The following is a 26,324-nucleotide window of genomic DNA, read 5'->3' as shown; positions in this document are numbered from 1 at the left end:
AGCCAGCAAGATACCCGAATGGGATAAGCCAGTGCGGAGGGGTTGATGAGCGACATCGAACGCGAAAGCATGGAATTCGACGTGGTTATCGTCGGCGCCGGACCGGCGGGCCTCGCCGCTGCCATCCGCCTCAAGCAGGTCAATCCCGAGCTTTCGGTCGTCGTCCTGGAGAAGGGCGGTGAGGTCGGCGCCCATATCCTCTCCGGCGCCGTTGTCGATCCGATCGGCATCGACCGGCTCTTGCCGGGCTGGCGCGATGAGGACGGCCATCCCTTCAAGACGCCGGTCACATCAGACCATTTCCTGGTCCTTGGTCCTGCCGGCTCGTTTCGCCTGCCCAACATGCTGATGCCGCCGCTGATGAACAATCACGGCAACTACATCGTCTCGCTCGGCAATGTCTGCCGCTGGCTGGCGACCAAGGCCGAGGCGCTCGGCGTCGAGATCTATCCGGGCTTTGCCGCTGTCGGCCTGCTCTACAATGAGCAAGGCGCCGTCACCGGCGTCGTCACCGGCGACATGGGCATCGAGAAGGACGGAACGCACGGTCCGGGTTTCGCACCCGGCATGGCGCTGATGGGCAAATATGTGCTGATCGGGGAGGGCGCTCGCGGCTCGCTCGCCAAGCAGCTGATCGCCAGATACAAGCTTTCCGATGGCCGCGAACCGGGCAAATATGGCATCGGCCTGAAGGAACTCTGGCAGGTCAAGCCGGAGAACCACCGGCCGGGCTTGGTCCAGCATTCCTTCGGCTGGCCGCTTGACTTGAAGACCGGCGGCGGCTCGTTCCTCTACCACCTCGAGGACAATCAGGTGGCGGTCGGCTTCGTCCTCCACCTCAATTACAAGAACCCCTATCTGTCGCCGTTCGAGGAATTCCAGCGCTTCAAGACCCATCCGGCGATCAGCGGGACTTTCGACGGCGCCAAGCGCCTCGGCTATGGCGCGCGCGCCATCACCGAGGGCGGCTGGCAGTCGGTGCCGAAACTCTCCTTCCCCGGTGGTGCGCTGATGGGATGTGCGGCGGGCTTCGTCAACGTGCCGCGCATCAAGGGTTCGCACAATGCCGTGCTGTCCGGCATGCTGGCGGCCGAGCATGTCGCAGAGGCGATCGGTGCCGGGCGCGCCAACGACGAACTCGCTTCCTACGAGGAAGCCTGGCGCGCGACCGACATCGGCAAGGATTTGAAGAAGGTGCGCAACGTCAAGCCGCTGTGGTCGCGCTTCGGCACCATCGTCGGTGTCGGCCTCGGCGGCCTCGACATGTGGCTGAACACGCTGTTCGGTGTCTCGCCCTTCGGCACGCTGAAGCATGGTAAGGCCGACTATGCGACGCTCGAGCCTGCCGCCCAGCACAAGAAGATCGCCTATCCGAAGCCCGATGGCGTGCTGACCTTCGACAGGCTGTCCTCAGTGTTCCTGTCCAACACCAATCACGAGGAAAACGAGCCGGTCCACCTGCTTGTAGGCGACATGGAACTGCAGAAGCGGTCCGAGCACGATGTCTTTGCGGGCCCCTCGACGCGCTACTGTCCGGCCGGGGTTTACGAGTGGGTCGACAAGGATGGCAATGCCGCCGCCGATCCCACGGCCAAGGATGTGCGCTTCGTCATCAACGCGCAGAACTGCGTCCACTGCAAGACATGCGACATCAAGGACCCGAACCAGAACATCAACTGGGTGCCGCCGCAAGGCGGAGAAGGCCCGGTCTACCAGGGCATGTAGGCCCGCGCCGGCCACAGCGTGCAAAGACCCCGACGACGGCTCGGGGTCTCCCGTGGCATGTGAAACATTAGGACTGTTGAAACTGCCGCACGCTTATGGTTCCATTCCTTGACGATAAGGAGATGGCCAATGCGCCTGGCGGTTCTGGCATGCCTTGTGGCGATCGGTGCGCTGTTCGGTTTGGCTTCGGCGGCCTCGGCCGGCACCAGGGTGGTGGTTAAGACGCGGACCTACGACATCACCGGGAACACGGGGCTGGCGCTGATGCAGGCTATGGACCGCAAGGGGCCGAAGCACGGCTTCATGACGCATGCCATCGCGCTGACCGGCTACGCGGTGGATTGGGACCTTGACACCAGCCAGGACAATGGCGTTTGCCGCTTGCGGCGTGCCAACGGCACGCTCAATCTCTTCTATACGTTTCCGCGTGTCGCCTCGGCCACCACTCCGACGCTCCGGAAGCGCTGGACGCGGTTCTTCGCCGGCGTCCGCGCCCATGAGGAAACCCATGGCCGCATCGCCAGGGAGATGATGCGGGCCACGGAAAGATCGATCTCCGGCCTCAGGATTGCCGACGACCGGTTCTGCTACAAGACACGTCGCGAGGCACAGCGACGTATCAAGGCCACCAATGCCGCATATGAGGCCAAGCAGCTCGCTTTCGATGCGCGCGAGCATCGCGATGGCGGCCATGTCCAGCATCTCGTCATCGCTTTGGTCAGGCCCTGATCCTTCAGCCTGGCGTCTTGCCGGTCTGGCTTATGGCCGCGGTCGCGGTTTCATGTTCGTCGAGCGGCTTTTGCTGGTTCAGCCTGAGTGAGAACTCCACCATGACCGGGAGGTGATCCGAGCCCGTGTCCTCCAGCCGTGTCGCGGAATGGATGGTCACGCCGCCCTTGCTGAAAACCTGGTCGATCGGCAGGCCGGCGAAGCGCCGCAGCAAGTCCGGCAGCTTGATGTGGATCCAGGTCGGGCCGGCGGACGGCATCACGGTCAGCCCGCCAAGCGCCGCGACCCGCCGCACGGCGGCACTCCACGGCGCGGCATTGCAGTCGCCCGCCATGATGGCCGTCTCGCCGAGCGCGGAAAGCGGCTCCGTCAACTCGCCGATCTGCCAGTACTGCTCGCGTGGCCACGGCCAACTGAGATGGATCGCGGCGACATCGACGTCGATGCCGCCGAAGTCGACGGTCGCTGTCGCCATGGCGCCGCGCCTTTCGCAACGCGCCTCGGTGTCGGCGGCAAAGGGCCGCCGCGAGAGCAGCGCGACGCCGAATATGCCGTTGGGATAAGGACAGAGGATCCGGTATGGATAGGCGCTGCTGATATAGCCAAGCTCGGTCGCCCACATCGCCGATACCTCGTCCAGGGTGATCACGTCGGGATTGGTCCGGCCGATCAGCGACAGCACCTTCTTCGGCGTCGGATTGTCGTAGCGCAGGTTCATCTGCAGCAGCTTGTAGATCGCGCGGTCTTCGTTCTTGGCTTCATAGGCGGCCTGAACCGGCCACAGGCGGGAGAAGGACAGCGACCCGGAAGTGGTGGCGAAGGCCGCCACGGCAAAAAGCAGTGCCACGGCCGCCTGCAGGCGAAATGTCGTGGCCAGCAGCGGCAGTGCGCAAAGCGCCATCAGCACGGCAAGGTGGACGCGGAAATGCGAGAAGGAATCGAAGGCGGGATGCAGCGTTCCGAAAAACCCGGCCACCAGCGCGATCGAACAGGCCAGCATTGCCAGGAATGCAACCGAAATCAGCAATGTCCCGACGCTCGCTCTCTCCATGCCGCCTGCTTATCGGCAGAAATGCGGCCCAATCAAGATGAGAAATGCCTACGCGATGCGTGGTATCGGCCTACTGGAACGCCGTTTCCGAAAAACTTCTGAGCTTGCGCGAATGCAACCGCTCCATCGGCATTTCCGCGAGCTTCTCCATCGCCCTGATGCCGATGGTCAGGTGCTGCGCCACCTGGCGCTTGTAGAATTCGGTCGCCATGCCGGGCAGCTTCAACTCGCCATGCAGCGGTTTGTCCGAAACGCACAGCAGCGTGCCGTAGGGAACGCGGAAGCGGAAGCCATTGGCGGCGATGGTCGCCGATTCCATGTCGAGCGCGATGGCGCGAGATTGCGACAGACGCTGGACCGGGCCACGCTGGTCGCGCAGTTCCCAGTTGCGATTGTCGATGGTGGCGACGGTGCCCGTGCGCATGATGCGCTTCAGGTCGTAGCCGGTAAGGCCGGTGACTTCGGCGACGGCTTCCTGCAACGCCACCTGGATCTCGGCCAGCGGCGGGATCGGCACCCAGACCGGAAGATCGTCGTCCAGCACATGGTCCTCGCGCACATAGGCATGCGCCAGCACATAGTCGCCCAGCGCTTGGGTGTTGCGCAGGCCGGCACAGTGGCCGAGCATCACCCAGGCATGCGGCCTCAGCACCGCAATATGGTCGGTGATGGTCTTGGCGTTGGAAGGCCCGACGCCGATATTCACCATGGTGATGCCGCCATGTCCCGATTTCTTCAGGTGATAGGCCGGCATCTGTGGCAGGCGGGGAACTGCGACGCCTTCACTGGGCGCGCTTTGCCCGCCCTTGGTGATGACATTGCCCGGCTCGACGAACTCCGTGTATCCGCCGCCGCCATTGGCCATCAGGTCGCGGGCGCGGGCGACGAATTCGTCGATGTAGAACTGATAGTTGGTGAACAGCACGAAGTTCTGGAAATGCTGCGGCGTGGTCGCCGTATAGTGCGACAGCCGGTGCAGCGAATAATCGATGCGCTGCGCCGTGAACGGCGCCAGAGGCCTCGGCTCGCCAAAGGCGACTTCGAAGGTGCCGTTGGCGATCTGGTCGTCGGTGCCATCGAGATCCGGCACGTCGAACAGGTCGCGGATCGGCCGCTTGATGCGCTCTGCCGTCGCGCCGTCGACATGGGTGCCTTCAAGGAAGGCGAAATGCAGCGGGATGGGTGTGGTCGATTCCGACACCGTGACCGCAACCCCATGATTGCGCATGATCAGGCGCAACTGCTCGACGAGGTAGCTTTCGAACAGGCCCGGCTGGGTGATGGTGGTGGAAAAATGCCCAGGCGTCGGCATATGGCCATAGGCCTGGCGCGAGTCGATCTGGGTGAATGAGTTGGTGGTGACGCCGATCTCCGGATAGAAGGCCCGGTAGCGCTTGCCATTGTCGCCGCCTGCTGCCGCCAGCTCTGCGAAGGAATCACGCAGGAACTTGGTGTTGCGGTCGTAAAGCGCCTGCAGTGCCTTGACGGCCTTTTCGGCGCTATCAAAGCTTTGCCGGCCAAAAGGCTCCGGCATGACGACAGATTCGATGGCTTGTGGGTAGATTCGCTTTTCCATGGCTCAATATAGAGACTTGGATCGGCACTTGGGAGGGGTGTCGCGACCGAAGGCGGCCAAAGCGCCGTTTTTCTTCAACCGCGCTGCAGGCTGACCAGGAGCACAAAGCCGACGCCGGACTTCTTCAGGGCAGGTGCGTCGATCGTCGAGCCGGCATCGGAGCGCATCATCGGCACGGCCAGAACCGGAGCGGCCAGAACCGCCAGGATAAGCGCCGCCCGCGGCAGAAGCCGAAGGGTCTTGAGAGCGTTGGCGGCGATGCGGTTCATGGTGTTTCAGCTTTTCTTTTCGAGGTCTTGGTTTCTTTGTTCAGTTGCGAAGATGGGTGGGGCAGGCGAGGCGGCAGGTTCCGGAACTGGCTTCGTCCCAGGCGCGGGCCGGACGGCCCGCTTCGGCGACGAGGATGGCGAAGAACATCCCAAACAGGCTCACCAGCAGGCAGACGATGGTGAAGCGGCGAGAAAGCATTGGGTCGGTCTCCTTCAACACGCCGGAGAATGCCCTGATGCAACTGAACCGGCTCTGATGCCGGCGTTCATCTGCGGTTCAAGATGATTGACGGGGTTTCGACGGCGCCGGCGTCGGTTTGGATAGCCGCCGGCGGGTATCGAGCATCACCGGCGCAGGATGTGTCGACAAAACGAAAACGGGGCCCGTCGAGGCCCCGTCATCATGTCGTAAGGGTGCGGTCGATCAGAGCTTGTGCCAGGTCTGGCTCTTGCAGATCAGTCCGCCCAGCACGCAGCCGCTCATCTTGAGAGAGCTGCCCGACAATGTCGCCTTGCCCGAATAGGTCTTGTCGTTTGCCGGATCGGTGATGTTGCCGGCATATTTGTTGTCGCCCGTCGCCTTGAGCGAGCCGATGGTCTTGCCGGCATATTTCCCGGACTTGAGGGTGATGGAAAACGAGCCGCCGCCGGCGATGGCCGCGGTTTCGCCGGCCTGCGTCTTCCAATTGCCTTCGATCGGATCGGCCCATGCCGCACCCGGCACGATCAATGTGGCCGCAAGGGCCAGGCTCAGTTTTCGAAACATGTCTTCCTCCCTGTGGATGTCCGGCCGGATGCTCCGCCTCGCCGGTCTGCCGCTTACGCAAACGTAAGCTAATCCAGCTCCCGGCAAAACAAAAGCGGTGCCGTAGCGGAAGACTTTCGGATTTTGAAGCCACCTGAAAGCGCCTCCTCGACGACGAAATGAAACGATCGGCGCATCGCCTTTGTCTGCCGTGGTTAGCGAAGTCTTGCCCCCGCGTGAGAAAACTTTCGTCAAATTTGACGCAAGCAGGCTGAATTGCTGGGTTTGTATCCTTAACGAATTTCGGCGTTTACCTCTTGTTTTAGCTTTGTTTTCCTCAAATTAAGCACGCCATTTAACGACGGATTCAAGCCTGCACGGCATTCTCGAAAGCATCGGAAGAGCAGCCGGCAAGACGAAAGAAGGCAGCTCTCGGGAGCCTGACAGGGCCGGAAAACAGGGGATTGAAATGGCACGTTTTGAAATGCTTGAAGCAGGTTTCGGCGCCATGGGAGCAACTGCCCAGGCCGACATCCTTTTCGAATTGGGCATGATGTATGCGACCGGCCGCGATTGCGAGACCGATGTCGTTGCCGCCCACAAATGGTTCAACATCGCCGCAATCAAGGGCTCGGCCCGCGCCGCCGAGCTGCGCTCGGAACTGTCGGCCGCCATGTCGAAGGTCGAGATCGCCACGGCGCTTCGCGAAGCCCGCGAATGGATGACCATGCACTGAAATCTGCCAATCGCAGAGAGGTCCATCGAAGACAGGGAAGCTCCGGGATCAAGGCCGCACAGACGGCCAGACCCGGCGAAATCGAAGGCCGCGCAAGACGGTCACGAAGGCAAGAGAAAGAACGCGGCAGGCAGCAAGGCTCAGCTGTGCGCGACACGGGGAAGGCGAGCGGGATTCTTAGGCGCGAGAGCGCCCGGAGATTGCTCGACGGACAAAAAAGCCACGACCAGCCGGAACAAGGCTGGCGTGGCTTTTTGCGTTGATGACGTCTTGCAGGCCCAATCGAGCGGCGCCAATGCGCCTAGACAGGCCGAATGAAGGATGAAATTGTCCGGCCTCTCTGGAAGAAGCGGGGCCGGGGCGGCCGCGCGTGAGTGGAGGAGTTCTACAACAATGAAAAAATTGAGTATTCTAAACGCGGCCATATTCGGCCTGATGATGAGCACGCCGGTCGCATTCGCCGACGACATCACCTTTGCGGTGATCGGCCCGATGACCGGACAGCTCGCCACCATCGGCGATCAGTTCAAGCAGGGCGCACAGGCCGCTGCCGACGCGATCAACGCCGCTGGCGGCATCAACGGGTCGATGATCAAGCTTGATATCGAAGACGACCAGTGCGATCCCAAGCAGGCCGTGTCGGTTGCCAACCGCGTCGTCGCCGATGGCGTCAAGTTCATCGACGGCCATGCCTGCTCGGGTTCGAGCATTCCGGCCTCGGCCGTCTATGCCGAAGCCGGCGCCTTGATGATGAGCCCGGCCTCGTCAAACCCGGTGCTGACCGATGCGGCAGCCAAGGCCGGCTGGCCGACGATCATGCGCCTATACACGCGTGACGATGCGCAGGGCGCCTTCATCGGCCCATGGATCGCCAAGAAGTTTGCCGGCAAGAATGTCGTCGTCCTGCACGACAAGAGCGCCTACGGACAGGGCGTGGCTGACGCCGTCAGGGCAACGATGAATGCCGGCGGCCTCAAGGAGGTCTACTATGACGGCATCAACGCTGGCGAGAAGGACTATTCGGCTCTCGTCACCAAGCTCAAGGACTTGAAAGCCGGCGTCGTCTATTTCGGCGGCTACCATCCTGAAGCTGGCCTGATCCTGCGTCAATCGGCGGAACAGAACCTGAAGTTCCAGCTGATCATGCCGGACTCCATCGCCTCGCCGGAATTCTGGCAGGTCGCTGGCCCGGCCGGCGAGGGCACCATGTTCGTCTTCCCGTCGGATCCGCAGGCAAAGCCGGAAGCCAAGGCTGCCGTCGAGAAGATCAAGGCCGGCGGTTTCGTGCCGGAGGGCTTCACGCTGTTCTCATACGCCACCATCCAGGCATTCGCCGAAGGCATCAAGCGTGCCGGCAGCGACGACCCGGCCAAGGTTGCCGAAGCGTTGAAGAACGGCACGCCGATCAGCACCGTTGTCGGTGATGTCACCTTCGACGAGAAGGGCGATCTCAAGAATGCCAGCTACGACATCAACCAGTGGCATGACGGCAAATACGCGCCGATCGCGCAGTAATCGCCGACTTGGCGACCAAGTAGCGTAGAGAAATGGCCGGGTCCGTCCCGGCCATTTCTTTTTACCTTCGAACCGTCAGCTGGCTACAGCGGTCGAGGCGGCTTGTTCCCCGACGAACCGCACCAGCACCGTCCCGTCGGTCACCTGCGCGCCCTCGGTGGCGATCTCAGCGATCACGCCGTCATGCGGCGCGGCGATGGTGTGCTCCATCTTCATCGCCTCCAGGATCAGCAGCGGCTGGCCCTTGATCACCGTATCGCCTTTTCCCACGCGCACCAGCTTGACCAATCCCGGCATCGGCGCACGCAGGCTGCCGGCGCTTGCCGCCGCCTCATCGGCCCGTGCCAACGGGTCCGACACGGCGAAGGTGTAGCCAACGGCGCCTTCGAACACGGTGATGTGGCCGGGCCAGCGGGCAAGGCGCGGCGCGGCGCGAAAATCATGCGAATTGGTGTCGTCATAGGGCTTCTCCAGCGCGACCTGGAAGCGCCCATCCGGCCGCACCGAAACCTTCGCCGCGATATCGTCTTCACCGAACTTCAGCCATGTGCGTCGCGCCACGCTGTGGAAATGGGCATAACCGGCAAGCGACGACCACGGATCGTCTGACAACGGCGATGCTCCGGCCCCCGAGGCTGCGACTGCGGCCGCGGCTATGGTTTCTCCGCTCGGCGGCGGGACGATCGTCAAAGCCGCCTGGTGTCTGCCAATCAGGCTGGTGTCGACGTCGCCTGCGGCGAAATCCGGATCGGCGGCGAGAGCGGCAAGAAAGGCGGTGTTGACGGTCGAGCCGGCGATCTCGGTCCGGGATAGCGCCGCGCCAAGCGCTTCCAGAGCCGCCTGGCGGTCCGTGGCGTGGACGACCAGCTTGGCGATCATCGGATCGTAGTACGGCGAGATGGCGTCACCCGCCCGCACGCCGGTCTCGATGCGCATCGTGGCGCCTTGCGGGGCCGCGTCTGGAAATCTCAGATGATGCAGCGTGCCCGTTGCCGGCAGAAAACCTTTTGCCGCGTCCTCGGCATAGATGCGCGCCTCGAAGGCATGGCCGGTAAGCGCGATCTCGCTTTGCGTCTTCGGCAGCTTTTCGCCGCTGGCGACCCGCAACTGCCACTCGACCAGATCGGTGCCGGTCACCATTTCGGTGACGGGGTGCTCGACCTGCAGACGGGTGTTCATCTCCATGAACCAGAAGCGGTCGGCTTTCAGGCCTTGCGAGGCATCGACGATGAACTCGATGGTGCCGGCGCCTGAATAATTGATCGCCTTGGCGGCCTTCACCGCCGCATCCGTCATCGCCTTGCGCAAAGCCTCGGTCATGCCGGGCGCGGGCGATTCCTCGATCACCTTCTGGTGGCGGCGCTGCGCCGAGCAGTCGCGCTCGTAGAGGTGCACGGCGTTGCCGAAATTGTCGCCGAACACCTGCACTTCGATATGGCGCGGCTTGTCGACATATTTTTCGACCAGCACACGGTCGTCGCCGAACGCAGCTTTCGCCTCGCGCCGCGCGCTGGACAACGCTTCGGAAAACTCATCGGGATGCTCGACCCGGCGCATACCCTTGCCGCCGCCGCCAGCGCGTGCCTTGATCAGCACGGGATAGCCGATCTCGCGTGCCTTGGAGGCAAGTAGCACGATCTCCTGCGCCTCGCCATGGTAGCCCGGAACGACCGGAACGCCGGCTTTTTCCATCAGACGCTTGGCCGCGTCCTTCAGCCCCATGGCACGGATCGAGGCCGCCGACGGGCCGATGAAAATGAGCCCCGCCGCCGTCACCTGGTCGGCGAAATCGGGATTTTCCGACAGGAAGCCGTAGCCGGGATGAATGGCTTGTGCGCCGGTAGTCAAGGCCGCGGCGATGATCTTATCACCGCGCAGATAGCTTTCGCCGACGCGCGAGGGGCCGATATGCACCGCCTCGTCGGCCATCTCGACATGCAGGGATCTCGCGTCGGCATCCGAATAGACGGCGACAGTGCGCACACCCAGTTTCCGAGCCGTGCGGATGACACGACAGGCGATCTCGCCGCGATTGGCAATCAGGATCTTGGCAAACATGGAGCCTCCGCATGTAAGGCTCGCAGTCCATGGGAAGCAGGGCGCTTCAACACCCCCCTCTGTCCTGCCGGACATCTCCCCCGCAAGGAGGGAGATTGGCAGCTTTGCCCTCGCTGCGAACTTTCAATGTTGGAATTTGGCGAAAGCGATAGCGACAGTCGATCTCCCCCAATGCGGGGGAGACGTCCGGCAGGACAGAGGGGGGTACTGTCCAGCGAGCCATTCCAGCCCTCGGCGTAGACCTCTCCCTTACCAAGGGAGTGCTCTACCTTGCGGTCGGTAGTATCTATTTCGATGACGAAATTGCGCAGCCGCCACTCGCGGTCTTGAGCTTCCACCGTGTCAAGCCGGCCTGGCAATTGCGCAGCGCCGTCTCTTCCGCCGCCTTCTGGGACGGCGCGTCGAGCTTCGTCCCGCAGACAATGTAGAGGTCGACGACACGCGAATAAAAGGTTGTGGCGTAGGCCGAATGGCCGCTCGCCGCGACGTAGCCCTTGTAGGCAACGTTGCATTCGCCCGAACCCAAGGTCGGCGGAAAACGCACGTCTCCCTTGCGTCCCGCGAGCGATTCCGCCGAACTGATGCCGGTCGCCATTAATATTAGGAATATGGAAAGTATCGAAGCAACCGTTCCCTGGCAATATTTCAATTTCATTTCCAGCCCGTCCCCATTGCCCCATGCTGGATAAGCAATAGCGAATATTTTGCCTCGCCGCCAGTTCACTGTTTGAGATTCGAAGCCGCCTATGCTGATGAATCGGTTGGTCCATACAGTTCAGCCTTTTCGCACGGCAGCAACGGCCTGCCGGTATAGTTCCGCCGTTTGTCCGTCGAAGTTGACCGTCCATTCTCACATCCGAAACACGCCAAAGCGCGTGTCCTCGATTTCGGCGTTGAGCGCAGCTGACAGGCTGAGCGCCAGCACGTCGCGGGTCTTCGCAGGGTCGATGATGCCGTCGTCCCAGAGGCGTGCGGACGAATAGAGCGGATGGCCCTCATGCTCGTATTTCATCAGGATCGGTTTCTTGAATTTCGCCTCTTCCTCGGCGCTCCATTCCCCGCCCTTGCGCTCGATGCCTTCGCGCTTGACCATGGCAAGCACCGTTGCTGCCTGCTCGCCGCCCATCACCGAGATGCGGGCGTTCGGCCACATCCACAGGAAGCGCGGTGAATAGGCGCGGCCGCACATGCCATAATTGCCGGCGCCGAATGAGCCGCCGATTATGACAGTCACCTTGGGCACGCGGGCGGTGGCAACGGCCATCACCAGCTTGGCGCCGTCCTTGGCGATGCCGCCCGCCTCGTATTTTCTGCCGACCATGAAGCCGGTGATGTTCTGCAGGAAGACCAATGGGATCTTGCGCTGGCAGCACAGTTCGATGAAGTGCGCCCCCTTCAGTGCGCTTTCGGAAAACAGCACGCCGTTGTTGGCGATGATGCCGACCGGCATGCCATGCAGATGGGCAAAGCCGGTGATCAGCGTGGTCCCGTAATTCTGCTTGAACTCGTCGAATTCGGAACCGTCGACGATGCGCGCAATCACCTCGCGTGCGTCATAGGGCTGGCGCAGGTCGGTCGGCACGATGCCGTAGAGTTCATCCGCCGGATGAAGCGGCGGAATCGATCGCTGTAAGTTCAGGCTTACAGTCTTGTTCCGATTCAGGTTTTTGACGATGCGGCGGCAGATGGCGAGCGCATGGTCGTCGTCCAGCGCATAGTGGTCGGCAACACCGGAGAGCCTGGTGTGCACATCGGCGCCGCCGAGATCCTCGGCGCTGACATCCTCGCCGGTCGCTGCTTTCACCAGCGGCGGACCGCCGAGGAAGATGGTTGCCTGGTTGCCCACCATGATCGTTTCGTCCGACATCGCCGGCACATAGGCGCCGCCCGCCGTGCAGGAACCCATGACGCAGGCGATCTGCGGAATGCCTGATGCCGACATATTGGCCTGGTTGTAGAAGATGCGGCCGAAATGCTCCCGGTCGGGAAACACCTCGTCCTGATTGGGCAGGTTGGCACCGCCGCTATCGACGAGGTAGATGCAAGGCAAATTGTTCTGCAGCGCGATCTCCTGCGCCCGCAGATGCTTCTTCACAGTCAGCGGATAATAGGTGCCGCCCTTCACCGTGGCGTCGTTGACGACGACCATCACCTCGGTGCCTTCGACGCGGCCGATGCCGGCGATCATGCCGGCCGAAGAGATCTCCTCGCCATACATCGACCATGCCGCGAACTGGCCGATCTCGAGGAAGGGCGAGCCGGTGTCGAGCAACTGGGCCAGGCGCTCCCGCGGCAACAGCTTGCCGCGCGAAACATGCCGCTCGCGCGCTTCCTCCGAGCCGCCGCGCTCCACGGTGGCCGCCTTCTCCGCAATGTCGGCGACCAGCGCCCGCATGCGCTCGGCATTGGCATGGAAGGTTTCGGAGGAGGGGGATATCTGGGTTTGCAGCGTAGCCATGCTATACTCCCTCCGCCATGATCTCGCGGCCGATCAGCCAGCGGCGGATTTCGCTGGTGCCGGCGCCGATCTCGTAGAGCTTGGCGTCGCGTAGCAGGCGGCCGGTCGGATAGTCGTTGATGTAGCCGTTGCCGCCAAGCAGCTGGATGGCGTCGAGCGCCATCAGCGTCGCCTTCTCGGCGGCAAACAGCACGCAGCCGGCGGCATCCTTGCGCGTCGTCTGGCCGCGATCGCAGGCTGCGGCGACGGCATAGACATAGGCGCGCGCGGCGTTCAGCGTCGTGTACATGTCGGCCAGCTTGCCTTGCACCAGCTGGAACTCGCCGATCGGCTGGCCGAACTGCTTGCGCTCGTGGACATAGGGGATTGCCACGTCAAGGCACGCCGCCATCAGGCCGATCGGGCCGCCGGCAAGCACCGTGCGCTCATAGTCGAGGCCTGACATCAGCACTTCGACGCCGCGCCCTTCCTCATGCAGCACATTGTCGAAGGGCACCTCGACATCCCTGAACACCAGTTCGCCGGTGTTGGAGCCGCGCATGCCGAGCTTGTCGAGCTTTTGCGCCACGGAAAACCCGGCCATCGCCTTCTCGACGATGAAGGCGGTGATGCCGCGCGAGTTTTGCTCCGGATCGGTCTTGGCATAGACGACCAGGGTCTCGGCATCCGGCCCGTTGGTGATCCACATCTTGGTGCCGTTGAGCACGTAGCGGTCGTTGCGCTTTTCGGCGCGCAGCTTGAGCGAGACGACGTCCGAGCCGGCGCCGGATTCCGACATCGCCAGCGCGCCGACCCGCTCGCCCGAGCACAGTGGCGGCAGGAATTTTTCCTTCTGCGCCGGCGTTCCCCAGCGGTTGATCTGGTTGACGCAGAGATTGGAGTGGGCACCATAGGAGAGGCCGACCGAGGCCGAAGCGCGCGAGATTTCCTCGACGGCGATCACATGCGCGAGATAGCCCATGCCGCTGCCGCCGAAATCGGGATCGGCCGTGATGCCGAGCAGGCCGAGCGCACCGAGTTCACCCCACAGATGCGCCGGAAATTCGTTCGAGCGATCGATGTCGGCGGCGATCGGAGCGATCCGGTCCTGGGCGAAGCGCCGCACCAAGTCGCGCAGCGCCTCGATCTCCTCGTCATGCCCGAAGCTGAGCGTGTTCGTGTACATGCTTGTCCTCCCTGCGCATGACCCCGAAAATCGCCTTTGATTTTCGGAAAGGGATCATGCGCGAAATCAAAATGCTGCAGCGTCCTTTGCGCGTCCGAAGGGACGCGCGGCGCTGTAGGCGTCGATCTTCGCGCCGACGAGCCGCATTGTCATTGAAAGATATGTCGCCGTGACTTCGGCGATCGATAGCCGTTCGCCCGGCCGAAACCAGACGATGACGCCGGTCATCATCTGGATCAGCGCCATGGCCGTCAGCCCGGTGTCGTCGATGCTGAAGGCGCCCGTCTCGTCGCCATCGCGCAGGATGGCGCGCAGCTCCTTCTCGTAGGCTGTGCGCATGCGCAGAATCTGCGTCAGCCGTTCGGGCGACAGGCTGCGCAATTCCATGTTCGACACATGCGTGGCGTGCCGTCGCTCGATATGAAAGGCGATGTGATTGCGCACATAGGCCGAGAGCAGTTGCGCCGAATCTGCGTTCGCCGGGCGGGCTGCTTCCCATGCTGTGGCCAGATCCTCCATGTGCTCGCGCATCAGCGTGAACAGAAGCTCTTCCTTGGTTGGAAAGTAGCGGTAGAGCGCAGCTGCCTGGACGCCGACCTCGGCGGCAAGCTGGCGCATCGACATCGCCTCGTAACCAAGGCGCGCGATGAGGTTGACCGCCGCCCCACGGATGGTCGCTTCGGTCTTTTCGCCATCGGACCCCGTGGTGCGTGCCATGTCAGCTCCTCTGCGGAGCGATAATAAAACGAACGTTCAATTAATTCAAGGCGCCCGATCCAAATTCACCTTCATGCAACGATCCTGAACCCAACAGAGGCGTTTTCTGCCACCAACTCCTCGATGTCGACCTTGGAAACCGAAGCTCCGGCCGGCCCTTCCCAGAGGCACTTGATCATTGTCGAGACCGCTTCATCGAGGCCTGCAATTTGCGTCGTTACGGACCCATCCGCTTCATTGCAAACCCAGCCCGCAAGACCAAGGCCTGTGGCCTCATCCCGGGCCCATGCTCTGAAGCCGACGCCTTGCACATTGCCGTAGATGCGCGCCTGCACTTTCCTGCGATGACCAGTCATGAATCTCTCCAAGCCTGTCTCGTTAAAATCTGGTGCATGGCTCAGGGAATGCAACATGAGAATTGCGCGCACGGCGCAATAGCTGGGCCCTCTGGCTTTGAAATTTCATTGACTCAGTCCATTAATTTTGAAAAATGGAGCTGCCTTATTGGGAGTTGGCTGCGGATGTTGGACGAACGCAACGCATTGGTGGCCGATGTCAGGCGCTTCAATCGCTTCTACACGCGCACCGTCGGCCTTCTCGACGAGACGCTGACACAAAGCGCATTCACTTTGACCGAGGCGCGCGTGCTGTTCGAAATGGGTCACCGCAGCAACCTGGCTTCCGCCGAAATCGCGGGCGAGCGAGGTTTCCTGGCTGGGGCTTTTCGGCTGGAGAATGGCCCGGCGGCCTCCGAAATATCAAGACAGTTGCGTGTCGATGCCGCCTATCTGACGCGGATCCTGCGCAAGTTCGCGGGCCAGGGGCTGACCGAGGCCAGAACGGACCCGGCTGACCGGCGCCGAAGGGTCCTCTCGCTGACCTCACGGGGCGAGGCAGCGCTTGCCAGGCTGCAAGCGGCGGCCGATCGGGACACGGCGCGGCTGATCGAAAGCGTCCCCGATGACAGGTTGCATGAACTGCGCAGCGCCTTGCGCAAGGCGGGGGAATTGCTGGGCGATCCCACCCGTGACAGCAGCGAGGTGACGTTGCGGCCGCATCGCGTCGGCGATGTCGGCTGGGTCGTGCAGCGCCAGGCCCAACTCTATGCCGAGGAATATGGCTGGACGATCGAGTTCGAGGCCATGCTCGCCGAGATCGGCGCCGATTTCATTCGCAATTTCGTACCCGGCCGCGATTTCTGCTGGATCGCCGAGCGCGGTGGTCAGCCGCTCGGCGCGGTGTTCCTTGTTCATCAGGACGACGAAGTGGCCAAGCTGAGAATGCTGCATGTCGAGGCGTCGGCGCGCGGCCTCGGCATCGGCAAACGACTGGTCGCGGAATGCGTGAACCGGGCTCGAGCTTGCGGCTACACCAAGCTGGTGCTGTGGACCAACGACATCCTCGTCGCGGCGCGCGCGATCTACGAACGCGCCGGCTTCAGGCTGGTCTCGCAGGAGTACCACCACAGCTTCGGCAAGGATCTGACCGGCCAGACCTGGGAAATGGATTTGTAGGCAGCTTTTGCTGCCGGTTTGCTTGCAGACGCGATTCTAGTTCCCCCGCGCCGTTGCCAGCGCGCCAGGCAACTCCTCGGCAAGAATATCGAGTTCGTGATCGAGACCGACGCTGACGCGGATACAGCGGTCGAGCCGTGGCACCATCGGTTTGCGGATGAACACGTCGCGCGACAGCAGGCCTTGCAGAACTTTCAGCGCGAAGGCGCCATCGCCGCAGCAATCGATGGTGACGAAATTGGTCGCCGACGCCAGTGGCTTCAACCCGTTCGCTTCGGCAATGCCGGCGATGCGTCGGCGGCCGGCCGCGACCCGCGCCACCACGCTTCTGAGATAGTCCTGGTCGGCGAGCGCCTCGACGCCGGCGATCTGCGCCATGCGGCTGACGCCATAATGGTTGCGGATCTTCTCGAAGTCGCGGATCACCTGGGCCTCGGCGATCGCATAGCCGCAGCGTATGCCCGCCAGCCCGTAAGCCTTCGAGAAGGTGCGCATGCGGATGACGTTTGGCCTGGAGATATCGATCAGCGGCAGCGCCGAGGCCGGCCCGAGTTCGCCATAGGCCTCGTCGAGCACAAGCATGGTGGTTTGCGGCAGCGCCTCGATGAAGCGGATGATCTCGCTCCCCTCCCACCAACTGCCCATTGGATTGTCCGGGTTGGAGAGATAGACCAGCGGGGCCTTGTCCTTGCGCACCGCCGCCAGCAGGCCATCCAGGCTTTCCCGGTCGTTCTCGTAAGGAACTGTCACCAGCCGCCCGCCGACACCGGCAATGTGGAAGTTGAAGGTCGGGTAAGCGCCGAGCGAGGTGACCACAGCATCGCCGGGCGCGACGTACATGCGTGCCACAAGGCTGAGCAGGCCATCTATGCCCTCGCCGACAACGACGTTCTCGGCTTCTAGGCCGTGATGGGCGGCAACCGCCAGCTTCAGATCGTGATTGTCGGGATCGCAATACATCCACATGTCGCCGGCGATCTCGGCCATCCGGGCGGTGACGTGCGGCGAGGGACCAAAGCTGCTCTCATTGGCGCCGATGCGGGCGCGGAAAGCGCGGCCACGCTCGCGCTCCTGCGCTTCGGGGCCGACAAACGGCACCGTCGAGGGAAGCGCTGCGATGAGCGGCATGAGGGGAGGGCGCTGGGGCATGGTGGAAGCTCGTTTGAAAAGGGCCTTCTTGCTAGCGCGCCGGATGGGTCGGTGCAAGTTGCCGCTGGGCAGATCCGTAACGCTGGATTCATCCGGCTCTTTTTGCTAGCGAGATATCATGAACAACCGTCTCCCGCCTGCTTGGTCAAAGCACATCAAGCCCGGGCCCACGCCGAAAGCGAAGGGGCCGATACTCAAGCCGACAGTGAGCCAAGGAAACGCTCAATCGCGAGCGCAGGCCGACGAAGCGCTGCTGAACCAGGCCTATGCCCTTCAGCAGGCCCAGCGGCTCGACGAGGCTCAGGACCTGTGCCTTCGGGTGCTGGCGCGCACGCCAAACCATCCGCTCGCTCTGTACATCCTGGGGACCCTGTACCAGCGTTACGATGACGAGATGGCCTTGCGATATTTCGCGCGGGCGGTCGGCGAGGAACCTAAAAACCCTTACTACCACCTCAGCCTCGGCGAGGCCTATGTGAAGGTCAGCGAATATTCGCCAGCCATCAAGCATATGCTGTATGCTTTGGAACTGCAGCCCAGACTTATCGAAGTGCTTTGTGCACTGGGGCGCGCCTACACCAAGTTTGACAAACCCGACCTGGCTTTGCCGCTTTACGAGAAAGCGCTCAAGATCAACCGCGATCATCCCAAAGTGCGGGCGGGGCTGGCCAGCGCGCTCAGCGGCCTGGGGCGCATGGATGAGGCCGCCGCCTTTCTGAAAGAAGCAATCGGACGTCGCATCGACGTGCCGGCTGCCTACCACGACCTCGTACAGACGAAAAAATTCACCGAAGAGCCGGAGGAACTCCAATCCATCCTGCGTGAACTCGGCAATCCCAAGCTTGATCCGGACGGTGCTTACAAGCTCCATCACGCTGCCGGCAAGGTACTGAACGACCTCAAGCGCTACAGTGAGGCATTCGACCATTTCAATAGGGGGAAACGGGCCTCCGGCTACACCTTCGACATCAATCTGTATCGCCGCTGGATCGACTCCCTGATTGAAACCTTCACGCCGGACTTTCTGGCGGCCAGGGCCGGCTATGGAAATCCTTCCGAAGTGCCTGTGTTCGTGGTCGGTATGCCGCGGTCGGGCACAACGCTCACGGAACAGATCTGCGCCAGCCATCCCGATGTTCAAGGGGCAGGCGAGCTTAACAAATTAAGGCGGGTCGCCAATGCAATCGGCCTTAAAACCTCATCGGCCGGCGATTTGAGCCGGCCGGTCATGTCGGTCACGCAAGATCTGTCCAGAAAGTTGGCGGAAGAGCATCTGTCCTACCTTAGGGAGTGGGCGCCTGCCGCGCTTCGCGTGGTGGACAAGATGCCGCACAATTTTGAAATGATCGGCCTTATCGGCCTTCTCTTTCCCAACGCGCGCATCATTCATTGTCGCCGTGATGCCATCGACAATTGCGTCTCTTGCTTTGTCCAGAGCTTCAACAAAGGACACAGCTACAATACTGATTTGCGGATACTAGGTCTGTACTACCACGAGTATGACCGACTGATGCGCCATTGGAACGAGGTTTTTCCAGGCCTTATCTTCGAAAATCGCTACGAAACGCTGGTCGAGGATCAGGAGGCGCAGTCACGCCGCCTCATAGATTACCTTGGGCTGCCCTGGGATGACGCCTGCCTGCGTTTTTTCGACAGGGATGGTTCGGTCAATACGCCCAGCCGCTGGCAGGTTCGCCAACCGATCTACAAATCGTCGGTCAAGCGCTGGAAGAATTATGAAAATGAGATTCAGACGCTGATTGATGCGTTGGGCGATCTAGCGGACAAATAATCCAATCCGAGCTGTGCGGGTGCATGCAATGCGCCCGCGACTTTCGCTGTTAATACCGAATCAATCAATTAAGACAGCGGGTTGCAGCACCGCATCCAATAGTCGCACAATGTCCTGAAAAAAACCCGGCGGTTGCCCGCCGGGTTGCAGACTGCTGACAAACCCCTAGCATTTGCTAGGGGTTTTTGATTCACTGGGTTATGTTGAAGCGACCCGCCCCTGAACAGACCGCACTCGAGATGGTGACGCTGGATCAGTTGGTTCCGGCTGATCACCGTTGCGCAAGATCGACCGTGTGATTGATTTCTCCTTCATCCACGAACTGACCGCGCCACTGTATTGCCCCTACAATGGCCGCCCGCCACTCGATCCGACGTTGATGTTCGAGGCGCTGTTCATCGGCTATCTGTTTGGAGTTCGCTCGGAACGGCAGCTGGTGCGCGAGATCGAGGTCATGTCGCCTATCGCTGGTTCCTGCGGCTGAAGCTGACGGACAAGGTGTTCGACGCCTCGACGTTGTCACAGAACCGGCGGCGGCGTTACGACGACACCAGCGTGTCGCAGGCGATCTTCGACCGCATCGTCGAGCAGGCGATCCGGGCGGGCCTTGTCGATGGCACGGTGCTTTACACCGCCTCCACCCATCTGAAGGCCAACGCCAACAAGACCCGCTTCGATCTGGCGTTCGTGGCCAAGTCGCGGGCCCATTACTGGGAGGCGCTGGACGCGGCGATCGATGAAGAGCGCGCCGTCCATAGCCAGAAACGGCTGAAGGAGAAGCAACGCCAGCCGGTGGAGAAAGAGACCAAGATCTCGCGCATCGATCCCGACAGCGGCTACATGGTGCGCGAGGGCAAGCCGAAAGGCTTTTTCTATCTCGATCACCGCACGGTGGATGCGGCGCATGCCATCATCACCGACACACACGCGACAGCGATCGTCCATGATTCGACCGTCTACCTGTCGAGGCTCGATCGGCAGGTGGAGGGCTTCGGCTTTGATGTCGGCGCCGTCGGGTTGGACGCCGGCTATGCCACGGCCGGCATCGCCAAAGGACTGGAGGATCGAGCCATGTGCGGTGTCACCGGCTATCGCCGACCGAGACCGCCCAAGCCCGGCATGATGGCACCGTCGGCCTTCACCCATGAGCCGGCGGCTGATGGCCCACAGGGCCAGGTGCTGGCCTACGCCACCACCGACCGCAATGGCTACCGCCGCTACAAGAGCGACCCCGCCATCTGCCGCGGCTGCCCATCTCCTGACACAAACAGTCCAAGACACTTCAATCACATAACAAAAAACCCCGCCGAAAATCGACGGGGTTTGTCAGCAGTCTGAAACCCGGCGGTTGCCCGCCGGGTTTTCGATTCGACAAGTCGCAACTTATTAGAACGAGCGCTGGAAGCGAAGGAGGCCGCCGACGCTGTTCTTCTTGTCGGCCGGAGTCCAGGCGACGTTATCCGTGCTGCCCTCATCGAACTTGCCGGCGTGAAGATAGTCAACTTCGGCCGTGACGGTGAAGCCGGGGACGATGTCATAGGCAACGTTCGCTGCGACGCCGACGTTCTCCCAGTCATCAGCAGACGCCTGAAGGTTGAACGAGGTCTTCTCGTTGAACTTGTAGGTGCCACCGCCCCAAACTGCCCAGTTGCCGCCCCACTGCTTGTAGAAGCCTCGACCGCCCGCGGGCTGATCGTAGGTCGGGTCGTTGAGGTTATCGTCGGTGCCATAGCCACCAATGATGAACAACGACAACTCGTTGGAAACGTTCACATCCAAGCGAACCTTGCCAGCGACTTCTTCGTAGTTGCTGTCATACGCAACGACACCGGTGATCGCGCCCCAGCCCTGGGTCCACTTCACGCCGCCGACGACATGGGGAACATAGCTGTCGATCGTGCCAACGCCATACTTGCCGTTGCCGAGATCGTCGACAGAGCCAGCGCCCGAGCCTTCTTCGAGCGAGAGCACGGCCGAGAAACCATTGCCTGCGTCGAAATAGTACTGGACGACGTTGGTGTCGAAGTCGCCGTAGGGAACCAGCGTATCCTGGATGACGTTGCCGGCGTAGCCGATGAACGTATCGAAGGCCGATTCGTCTTTACCGACGCGCAGACCGCCGAGTTGGATCCAGGCGAAGTTCAGCGATACGTCCTTGTTGTGCGCATCGTTCGGGCCAAAGTCGGGATCACCGTTGCTGTTGCCGAAATTGAAGCGGGTCTCGGTGTAGGTCTTCAAGGTACCGAGCTCGGTCTCCTGGCCGGTCCAGGTTTTGAGCGTGAAGCGGGTGTTCTTGTACCAGGCTCCCTGGTTCTTGCCGTCCTGCACGTCGTTGCTGCGAGCACCATCGAACGAGCCGACGTCGCCGGCGCCGATGTCATAACGGACATAGCCGCCGATGCGCAGGCAGGTTTCGGTGCCGGGGATGTAGAAGTAGCCAGCGCCGTAGACGTCGCAGATCTTGACGTATTCAGCGGGTTCCGGCTCGGCGACGACGACGGCGTCGGCGGCGCGCGCACCGGAAACTGCGATCAGGGCCGCAGCGGAGCCGAGGAGAAGGCTCTTGATGTTCATTTTCTGACCTCCAGTCAGAATCGAACGAAACAGCGGAACCGGCAAACCGCTTTTATGCGTTAAGTGATTGAGGCTCCAGAGTTTTTCGAAAATATACTGGATTTTCCGCCGTCGCGCGAACAATCACCAAAGACGTTTGCTGGCGAAAGCGTGTCCGGAGCCGGATTTGAGATAACGTTCGAACGAGGTCGCCTTGGCTCGATTCGAGAAGGCGATATAGGTGACGATCCGCCATGGCATGAACTTGGATGTATGGCTGGATTTTCCGGCGTTATGTTCGGCAAGTCGGCGCTTCAGGTCTGAAGTCACGCCGATGTAGCGCTCACCTTCCGTAGCCTTGCTTTCCAGCAGGTATACGTACCACACGAGCCACCCCCTTAACCAAGCGAGTATCCTGGCTCGGGGAAGGCGGCCCGCCAACCCCTGCTTTTGCTGGGATCGCACAGAGGTCTGGACTTGTCCTGCGAAGCGCACAGTGCAAGCAGAAAACCTTGTTTTGCTAGGGTTTTAGCCCTCCTTCGCCGAGGCTTCGGAGGGCATCCTGCTTCGCGCAGAGGTCTGGACTTGTCCTGCGAAGCTCGAAGAGCGAAGCAGGATGGCGGAGAGGATGGGATTCGAACCCACGAGAAGCTTTTGACCTCTACTCCCTTAGCAGGGGAGCGCCTTCGACCACTCGGCCACCTCTCCGTTGCGCCGGTGGATAAAGAAAAGCGCCGGCACAATCAACAAGCCTGCATCATTATATGGAAAAATAAGATGCACTGAACCGTGGCCTTCCATGGATGCGGCGGTTCTGCGGTTGTTTCCTGGCTAGCGACTCGGGAGCTTGCCATGATTCCGACGGCCCTTCGCCGGATTCGGCGGCAAACAAGGGGGTGCGGCGGGCCTGATGGTTAACGAGAGCTTTCTGAGTGAGGCCAAATCGTGTCATTTGTGCAACAACGCCGGGGGATAGCAGCCAGGCAGCCCTTTCGCCGGTACGATCGTGGTTGAACGCCGCCGCCTCATGGGTAATGTCGATTTCGAAGGAGCGGCGCGGTGCGCATCTTTTTCGGTAGTGGGGATGGGGCAGGGAACGCTGTCCTTCAGCAAAGAATACCCAGACCCGTTTTTTAACTTTTGACTGGAGGTCAGAAAATGAACATCAAGAGCCTTCTCCTCGGCTCCGCTGCGGCCCTGATCGCAGTTTCCGGTGCGCGCGCCGCCGACGCCGTCGTCGTCGCCGAGCCGGAACCCGCTGAATACGTCAAGATCTGCGACGTCTACGGCGCTGGCTACTTCTACATCCCCGGCACCGAAACCTGCCTGCGCATCGGCGGCTATGTCCGTTATGACATCGGCGCTGGTGACATTGGTTCGTTTAATGGTGCTCGTGCTATCGACCGGATGGATGGTGACGTCCAGGATACCTGGAGAAAAAATGCACGCTTCACGCTGAAGACCTGGACCGGCCAGGAGACCGAACTCGGTACCTTGAAGACCTACACCGAGACTCGTATCAATTTCGGCAACACGAATTTTAGCGACGAAGCCTTCAATAAGGGCATTTCGCTTAATTTCGCCTGGATCCAGCTCGGTGGCCTGCGCGTCGGTAAGGACGAATCGGCGTTCGATACGTTTACCGGTTATGCTGGCAACGTCATCCAGGATACGCTCGTTCCTTATGGTGGCTTCGACACGAACGTGATTCAGTACTACTTCGACGCTGGGAACGGCTTCTCGGCTGTGGTCTCTCTCGAAGAAGGCTATGGCGACTTCACGATCGACAGCTACGTCCCTCATGTCGTTGGCGGCGTGAAGTGGACGCAGGGTTGGGGTGGCATCAGCGGTGTCATTGCTTATGACAGCAATTACGAAGAAGTTGCTGGAAAGGTTCGTTTGGATGTGAACGCCACGAATGAACTTTCGCTGTTTATCATGGGTGGCTACGGCACTGATGATAATATCAACGACTTCGGCGGTGGTCGCTCCATGTACAAGCTGTGGGGCGGCAACTGGGCAGTCTGGGGCGGTGGCACCTACAAGTTCAACGAGAAGACCTCGTTCAACGCCCAGGTGTCGTATGATGAAGACGAGAACCTCGGCATCGCGGCGAATATCGCCTATGACGTCGTTCCCGGCTTCACGGTCACGGCCGAAGTCGACTACGTCAATGCGGGCAGCTTCCCGGCGTCCAACTGGACCGGCGCTGACGATGACAGCAGCATCGGCGGTATCCTCCGCTTCCAGCGCTCGTTCTAAGGGCTGGTTCCTTACAGGTGAAATCCAGCCCGGGCGCACAACGCCCGGGCTGTTTTTGTTTCGTGACTGGATCAAGGCAAACGGAAGGATGGGGGTAACGGTAGCTGAATAAATCCGTGGGGTGATTTCGTGGGATCCGCTGATGGGCGGATGAAATCACAACTGCGTGATTAAAATCTCTTGAAAGGACGCTTCCAAGCGGGTAGGGCTGACCTATCCCACTCGGGGGTGTGGCAAATGATGACGAACGAAGCGATTCAAGAGGGCGAGACCTCTGATCATTTTTCGATGTTTTCTTCTCAAAGTCCGAAGATTCGATACACCTACAACAAGATTAGAGAAGTAAAGTCGCATCGGGTCGGAGATCTTTTTTCAGCATATCGGGACATATTATGGGATGATGGGCGGCATAAGTATAATGTCAGCTCGTTCATCGGCGAAATAGACGAGATTCTCCTTGGGGAGCGTTTCAGCGCCTTTGACCAAAGTACCCTGGACAACCTTATCGGCACCTTGCGCCAGCGCGGCAACAGCAACGCAACCATCAATCGAAAAATGGCTGCCCTCAGCAAACTGCTGCGCAAGGCTCACAAGATGGGAGATATCCACAGCCTGCCCGAGTTCCGCCGCCAGAAGGAGCGGGCGGGTCGGATTCGCTTCCTCGAAAGGGACGAAGAGGCGCGGCTGTTCGCCGCCATCAAGAGCCGCAGCGAGGATGCCTACAGGCTTTCCGTCTTCCTGGTCGACACCGGATGCCGTCTCGGCGAGGCGCTTGGGCTGATCTGGAACGATATCCAGGAGCATCGCGTCAGTTTCTGGATCACCAAATCCGGCCGCAGCCGCACCATCCCGATGACCGAGCGGGTCAAGGAGGTCATCAAGCTGCCTCCCACTGAGGGTCGCCGGCCCAAAGGACCGTTCACCAAGCTCAGCCAAGCACAGTTTCGTGCCATCTGGAACGACGCGAAGGCCGAAGTCGGCCTCGGCGCCGACGATCAGGTGGTGCCGCACATACTGCGCCATACCTGCGCCTCGCGTCTTGTCCAGGGCGGCATCGACATCAGGCGCGTGCAGATGTGGCTCGGCCATCAGACGTTGTCGATGACCATGCGCTACGCGCATCTGGCCACCAACGATCTCGATGGCTGTGTCATCGTGCTGGAAACACCTCGATCGACTCAGCCGGGCGGCAATCGCGCTGAGGGCTCCATGTTTTCTTCGCCTATGACGACGCCTTCGTCGCCGACGGCAGGGCGGAAGAAGAGGGGCGAGGCAGCCGCCGCCGCAAAGGAGTCGCCGAAAGCGACTCGGAAAAGTTCAAAAGCCAAGTAGGCTGAAGAATCCTGTCTATACTATTGTAGCTATCCCGTGACCTTGTTTGGTCATGGGATTTACTTCGAGATATTCCTGCGTTCGGCTTGATCGAGAAAAGCGGCTATGTCGCCCGGCAGGCTGCCGGTCTCAAGGAATGGCGCATGGCCCTGGCCCTCGACAGTGATCGTCTCCATCATGGAATGTCGCTCTCTCATCTGGTTGAGCGTGTCTATGGACAGCAATCTCGAATTGGCACCACGTATGGCGAGCAACGGGATGGCGGCCAACGCCTCGAATTGAGGCCATAGATCAGGCAGCTTCTGCGTCAGATCGAGGCTCGCCACGGTATCCACCAACTTCGGATCGAAATCCGGCACCAGCCCACCATCCGTTTCGCGGTAGAGAGCCCATACCATGCGATCCCAATCGGCGCCGGCAAGGGCGGGGAAGTCTTCGCCATGCACGCTGCGCTGGGCGGCCGCCGCCTGCGTGCGGGTTTTCGGTCCCGGGTCGCGCTCGAGATAAGACTGGATATGGGCAAGCCCGGCCGTCTCGATCACCGGTCCGATGTCGTTGAAAACAATGACTTTCAGGATGGATGGCCGCATCATCCCGAGCACATGGATGATCAGCCCGCCGCGCGAGGTGCCGATGAAGGCCGCTTCTCCGATGTTCAGCGCCGTCAGCCCGGCCAGGATGTCGCCAGCCTCCACGCCGACATTGTAATTTTTGACGTCGGGATCATAGGCTGACTGCCCGCGCCCACGGTAGTCGAAGGCGATGACCTTTCGCGGAGTTGCCGCATCCGTCGACAGATAGAGCGCCAGCTCGTGAAAATCCTTGGCGTTGCGGGTCAGGCCAGGCAGGCAGACAACCGGCCAGGATCCGGTATTGGCCTCACCATAGATGCGCGCATGAAGCTTCAGCTCATCGGGTGCGCTGAAGAAGAAGTCGGAAAAGCCTTTGGTGCTCGACATCTGGATTCTCTCCCGCCAT

The 26,324-nt window shown here is 61.1% G+C and carries 23 protein-coding genes, 1 tRNA gene and 1 pseudogene; 9 read left to right on the top strand and 16 right to left on the bottom strand.

Going from position 1 to position 26,324, the window contains the following annotated elements; all coding sequences use genetic code 11:
- Positions 1-45: 45 nt before the first annotated feature.
- Together NKI99_RS03935 and NKI99_RS03930 are read left to right on the top strand one after the other, a co-directional pair.
- Complete coding sequence (locus NKI99_RS03935; protein WP_023812833.1) at positions 46-1,725, top strand: electron transfer flavoprotein-ubiquinone oxidoreductase; 1,680 nt, start codon at positions 46-48, stop codon at positions 1,723-1,725.
- A gap of 129 nt (positions 1,726-1,854) precedes the next feature.
- Positions 1,855-2,454, top strand: coding sequence for a DUF922 domain-containing protein (locus NKI99_RS03930; protein WP_023812834.1), 600 nt, complete (start codon positions 1,855-1,857; stop codon positions 2,452-2,454).
- Between the two features lie 4 nt (positions 2,455-2,458).
- On the opposite strand, the gene NKI99_RS03925 is transcribed toward NKI99_RS03930, so the two are convergent.
- The 5 genes from NKI99_RS03925 to NKI99_RS03905 form a co-directional block, all read right to left on the bottom strand.
- Entirely contained in the window at positions 2,459-3,505 is a 1,047-nt protein-coding gene (locus tag NKI99_RS03925) for an endonuclease/exonuclease/phosphatase family protein (RefSeq protein WP_352441284.1), read from the bottom strand.
- A 70-nt stretch (positions 3,506-3,575) separates the two neighbouring features.
- On the bottom strand, positions 3,576-5,039 hold the full coding sequence (locus NKI99_RS03920; protein ID WP_245273264.1) for an AMP nucleosidase: 1,464 nt from the start codon (positions 5,037-5,039) through the stop codon (positions 3,576-3,578).
- A 116-nt stretch (positions 5,040-5,155) separates the two neighbouring features.
- Positions 5,156-5,350 carry a hypothetical protein gene (locus tag NKI99_RS03915; protein WP_127292634.1) on the bottom strand — a complete coding sequence of 65 codons (195 nt, stop codon included), beginning with the start codon at positions 5,348-5,350 and terminating at the stop codon, positions 5,156-5,158.
- Between the two features lie 40 nt (positions 5,351-5,390).
- Positions 5,391-5,549 carry a hypothetical protein gene (locus NKI99_RS03910; protein ID WP_352441283.1) on the bottom strand — a complete coding sequence of 53 codons (159 nt, stop codon included), beginning with the start codon at positions 5,547-5,549 and terminating at the stop codon, positions 5,391-5,393.
- 225 nt (positions 5,550-5,774) lie between these two features.
- The gene (locus NKI99_RS03905; protein ID WP_352441282.1) at positions 5,775-6,116 is read right to left on the bottom strand and encodes a DUF2147 domain-containing protein; all 342 of its coding nucleotides are present in this window, start codon (positions 6,114-6,116) and stop codon (positions 5,775-5,777) included.
- A 448-nt stretch (positions 6,117-6,564) separates the two neighbouring features.
- On the opposite strand from NKI99_RS03905, the gene NKI99_RS03900 reads away from it, so the two are divergent.
- Both NKI99_RS03900 and NKI99_RS03895 read left to right on the top strand, forming a co-directional pair.
- A complete protein-coding gene (locus tag NKI99_RS03900; RefSeq protein WP_013532614.1) occupies positions 6,565-6,831 on the top strand; it encodes an SEL1-like repeat protein in 267 nt (88 codons plus the stop codon).
- A 393-nt stretch (positions 6,832-7,224) separates the two neighbouring features.
- The gene (locus NKI99_RS03895; protein WP_352609838.1) at positions 7,225-8,346 is read left to right on the top strand and encodes an ABC transporter substrate-binding protein; all 1,122 of its coding nucleotides are present in this window, start codon (positions 7,225-7,227) and stop codon (positions 8,344-8,346) included.
- 75 nt (positions 8,347-8,421) lie between these two features.
- Here NKI99_RS03895 and NKI99_RS03890 read toward each other — a convergent pair whose 3' ends face one another.
- The 6 genes from NKI99_RS03890 to NKI99_RS03865 form a co-directional block, all read right to left on the bottom strand.
- Complete coding sequence (locus NKI99_RS03890; RefSeq protein WP_352609836.1) at positions 8,422-10,404, bottom strand: acetyl/propionyl/methylcrotonyl-CoA carboxylase subunit alpha; 1,983 nt, start codon at positions 10,402-10,404, stop codon at positions 8,422-8,424.
- 286 nt (positions 10,405-10,690) lie between these two features.
- Entirely contained in the window at positions 10,691-11,059 is a 369-nt protein-coding gene (locus tag NKI99_RS03885) for a hypothetical protein (RefSeq protein WP_352609929.1), read from the bottom strand.
- A gap of 195 nt (positions 11,060-11,254) precedes the next feature.
- On the bottom strand, positions 11,255-12,862 hold the full coding sequence (locus tag NKI99_RS03880) for a carboxyl transferase domain-containing protein (protein ID WP_352609833.1): 1,608 nt from the start codon (positions 12,860-12,862) through the stop codon (positions 11,255-11,257).
- 1 nt (position 12,863) lies between these two features.
- Positions 12,864-14,027: an isovaleryl-CoA dehydrogenase gene (locus NKI99_RS03875; protein ID WP_352609831.1), complete on the bottom strand. Its 1,164-nt coding sequence runs from the start codon at positions 14,025-14,027 to the stop codon at positions 12,864-12,866.
- A 66-nt stretch (positions 14,028-14,093) separates the two neighbouring features.
- A complete protein-coding gene (locus NKI99_RS03870; RefSeq protein ID WP_352609829.1) occupies positions 14,094-14,744 on the bottom strand; it encodes a TetR/AcrR family transcriptional regulator in 651 nt (216 codons plus the stop codon).
- Between the two features lie 71 nt (positions 14,745-14,815).
- Positions 14,816-15,100 carry an acylphosphatase gene (locus NKI99_RS03865; protein ID WP_352609827.1) on the bottom strand — a complete coding sequence of 95 codons (285 nt, stop codon included), beginning with the start codon at positions 15,098-15,100 and terminating at the stop codon, positions 14,816-14,818.
- 165 nt (positions 15,101-15,265) lie between these two features.
- Here NKI99_RS03865 and NKI99_RS03860 point away from each other — a divergent pair, with 165 nt between their 5' ends.
- Positions 15,266-16,258 carry a bifunctional helix-turn-helix transcriptional regulator/GNAT family N-acetyltransferase gene (locus NKI99_RS03860; protein ID WP_352609825.1) on the top strand — a complete coding sequence of 331 codons (993 nt, stop codon included), beginning with the start codon at positions 15,266-15,268 and terminating at the stop codon, positions 16,256-16,258.
- 36 nt (positions 16,259-16,294) lie between these two features.
- Here NKI99_RS03860 and NKI99_RS03855 read toward each other — a convergent pair whose 3' ends face one another.
- Complete coding sequence (locus NKI99_RS03855; protein WP_352609824.1) at positions 16,295-17,407, bottom strand: pyridoxal phosphate-dependent aminotransferase; 1,113 nt, start codon at positions 17,405-17,407, stop codon at positions 16,295-16,297.
- Positions 17,408-17,525: 118 nt separating this feature from the next.
- Here NKI99_RS03855 and NKI99_RS03850 point away from each other — a divergent pair, with 118 nt between their 5' ends.
- The gene (locus NKI99_RS03850; protein ID WP_352609822.1) at positions 17,526-19,199 is read left to right on the top strand and encodes a sulfotransferase; all 1,674 of its coding nucleotides are present in this window, start codon (positions 17,526-17,528) and stop codon (positions 19,197-19,199) included.
- 200 nt (positions 19,200-19,399) lie between these two features.
- Positions 19,400-20,453: pseudogene (locus tag NKI99_RS03845) on the top strand (IS1182 family transposase); the annotation flags it as partial.
- A 132-nt stretch (positions 20,454-20,585) separates the two neighbouring features.
- Here the strand turns inward: NKI99_RS03845 and NKI99_RS03840 are convergent.
- The 3 genes from NKI99_RS03840 to NKI99_RS03830 all read right to left on the bottom strand — a co-directional run bounded on the left by NKI99_RS03840 (position 20,586) and on the right by NKI99_RS03830 (position 22,460).
- Positions 20,586-21,773 carry a porin gene (locus NKI99_RS03840; RefSeq protein WP_352609821.1) on the bottom strand — a complete coding sequence of 396 codons (1,188 nt, stop codon included), beginning with the start codon at positions 21,771-21,773 and terminating at the stop codon, positions 20,586-20,588.
- A gap of 123 nt (positions 21,774-21,896) precedes the next feature.
- Entirely contained in the window at positions 21,897-22,139 is a 243-nt protein-coding gene (locus tag NKI99_RS03835; protein WP_023812851.1) for a GIY-YIG nuclease family protein, read from the bottom strand.
- Positions 22,140-22,369: 230 nt separating this feature from the next.
- Positions 22,370-22,460 (bottom strand) — tRNA-Ser (locus tag NKI99_RS03830).
- A gap of 450 nt (positions 22,461-22,910) precedes the next feature.
- Between NKI99_RS03830 and NKI99_RS03825 the strand changes: the two genes are divergently transcribed.
- Both NKI99_RS03825 and NKI99_RS03820 read left to right on the top strand, forming a co-directional pair.
- A complete protein-coding gene (locus tag NKI99_RS03825) occupies positions 22,911-24,014 on the top strand; it encodes a porin (protein ID WP_352584950.1) in 1,104 nt (367 codons plus the stop codon).
- 237 nt (positions 24,015-24,251) lie between these two features.
- The gene (locus NKI99_RS03820) at positions 24,252-25,346 is read left to right on the top strand and encodes a tyrosine-type recombinase/integrase (RefSeq protein WP_352609820.1); all 1,095 of its coding nucleotides are present in this window, start codon (positions 24,252-24,254) and stop codon (positions 25,344-25,346) included.
- Between the two features lie 59 nt (positions 25,347-25,405).
- Here NKI99_RS03820 and NKI99_RS03815 read toward each other — a convergent pair whose 3' ends face one another.
- Positions 25,406-26,305, bottom strand: coding sequence for an alpha/beta fold hydrolase (locus NKI99_RS03815; RefSeq protein WP_352609819.1), 900 nt, complete (start codon positions 26,303-26,305; stop codon positions 25,406-25,408).
- Between the last annotated feature and the right edge of the window lie 19 nt (positions 26,306-26,324).

Source organism: Mesorhizobium sp. M0239 (genome assembly GCF_040321815.1).
Taxonomy (GTDB): domain Bacteria; phylum Pseudomonadota; class Alphaproteobacteria; order Rhizobiales; family Rhizobiaceae; genus Mesorhizobium.
This window is presented reverse-complemented; position numbering and strand designations above follow the sequence as displayed.

Bases quoted from the DNA above. Each gene is read 5' to 3' on its own strand.
- NKI99_RS03935 (WP_023812833.1), top strand. From the start codon at position 46: ATGAGCGACATCGAACGCGAAAGCATGGAATTCGACGTGGTTATCGTC.
- NKI99_RS03930 (WP_023812834.1), top strand. From the start codon at position 1,855: ATGCGCCTGGCGGTTCTGGCATGCCTTGTGGCGATCGGTGCGCTGTTC.
- NKI99_RS03925 (WP_352441284.1), bottom strand. From the start codon at position 3,505: ATGGAGAGAGCGAGCGTCGGGACATTGCTGATTTCGGTTGCATTCCTG.
- NKI99_RS03920 (WP_245273264.1), bottom strand. From the start codon at position 5,039: ATGCCGGAGCCTTTTGGCCGGCAAAGCTTTGATAGCGCCGAAAAGGCC.
- NKI99_RS03915 (WP_127292634.1), bottom strand. From the start codon at position 5,350: ATGAACCGCATCGCCGCCAACGCTCTCAAGACCCTTCGGCTTCTGCCG.
- NKI99_RS03910 (WP_352441283.1), bottom strand. From the start codon at position 5,549: ATGCTTTCTCGCCGCTTCACCATCGTCTGCCTGCTGGTGAGCCTGTTT.
- NKI99_RS03905 (WP_352441282.1), bottom strand. From the start codon at position 6,116: ATGTTTCGAAAACTGAGCCTGGCCCTTGCGGCCACATTGATCGTGCCG.
- NKI99_RS03900 (WP_013532614.1), top strand. From the start codon at position 6,565: ATGGCACGTTTTGAAATGCTTGAAGCAGGTTTCGGCGCCATGGGAGCA.
- NKI99_RS03895 (WP_352609838.1), top strand. From the start codon at position 7,225: ATGAAAAAATTGAGTATTCTAAACGCGGCCATATTCGGCCTGATGATG.
- NKI99_RS03890 (WP_352609836.1), bottom strand. From the start codon at position 10,404: ATGTTTGCCAAGATCCTGATTGCCAATCGCGGCGAGATCGCCTGTCGT.
- NKI99_RS03885 (WP_352609929.1), bottom strand. From the start codon at position 11,059: ATGAAATTGAAATATTGCCAGGGAACGGTTGCTTCGATACTTTCCATA.
- NKI99_RS03880 (WP_352609833.1), bottom strand. From the start codon at position 12,862: ATGGCTACGCTGCAAACCCAGATATCCCCCTCCTCCGAAACCTTCCAT.
- NKI99_RS03875 (WP_352609831.1), bottom strand. From the start codon at position 14,027: ATGTACACGAACACGCTCAGCTTCGGGCATGACGAGGAGATCGAGGCG.
- NKI99_RS03870 (WP_352609829.1), bottom strand. From the start codon at position 14,744: ATGGCACGCACCACGGGGTCCGATGGCGAAAAGACCGAAGCGACCATC.
- NKI99_RS03865 (WP_352609827.1), bottom strand. From the start codon at position 15,100: ATGACTGGTCATCGCAGGAAAGTGCAGGCGCGCATCTACGGCAATGTG.
- NKI99_RS03860 (WP_352609825.1), top strand. From the start codon at position 15,266: ATGTTGGACGAACGCAACGCATTGGTGGCCGATGTCAGGCGCTTCAAT.
- NKI99_RS03855 (WP_352609824.1), bottom strand. From the start codon at position 17,407: ATGCCCCAGCGCCCTCCCCTCATGCCGCTCATCGCAGCGCTTCCCTCG.
- NKI99_RS03850 (WP_352609822.1), top strand. From the start codon at position 17,526: ATGAACAACCGTCTCCCGCCTGCTTGGTCAAAGCACATCAAGCCCGGG.
- NKI99_RS03840 (WP_352609821.1), bottom strand. From the start codon at position 21,773: ATGAACATCAAGAGCCTTCTCCTCGGCTCCGCTGCGGCCCTGATCGCA.
- NKI99_RS03825 (WP_352584950.1), top strand. From the start codon at position 22,911: ATGAACATCAAGAGCCTTCTCCTCGGCTCCGCTGCGGCCCTGATCGCA.
- NKI99_RS03820 (WP_352609820.1), top strand. From the start codon at position 24,252: ATGATGACGAACGAAGCGATTCAAGAGGGCGAGACCTCTGATCATTTT.
- NKI99_RS03815 (WP_352609819.1), bottom strand. From the start codon at position 26,305: ATGTCGAGCACCAAAGGCTTTTCCGACTTCTTCTTCAGCGCACCCGAT.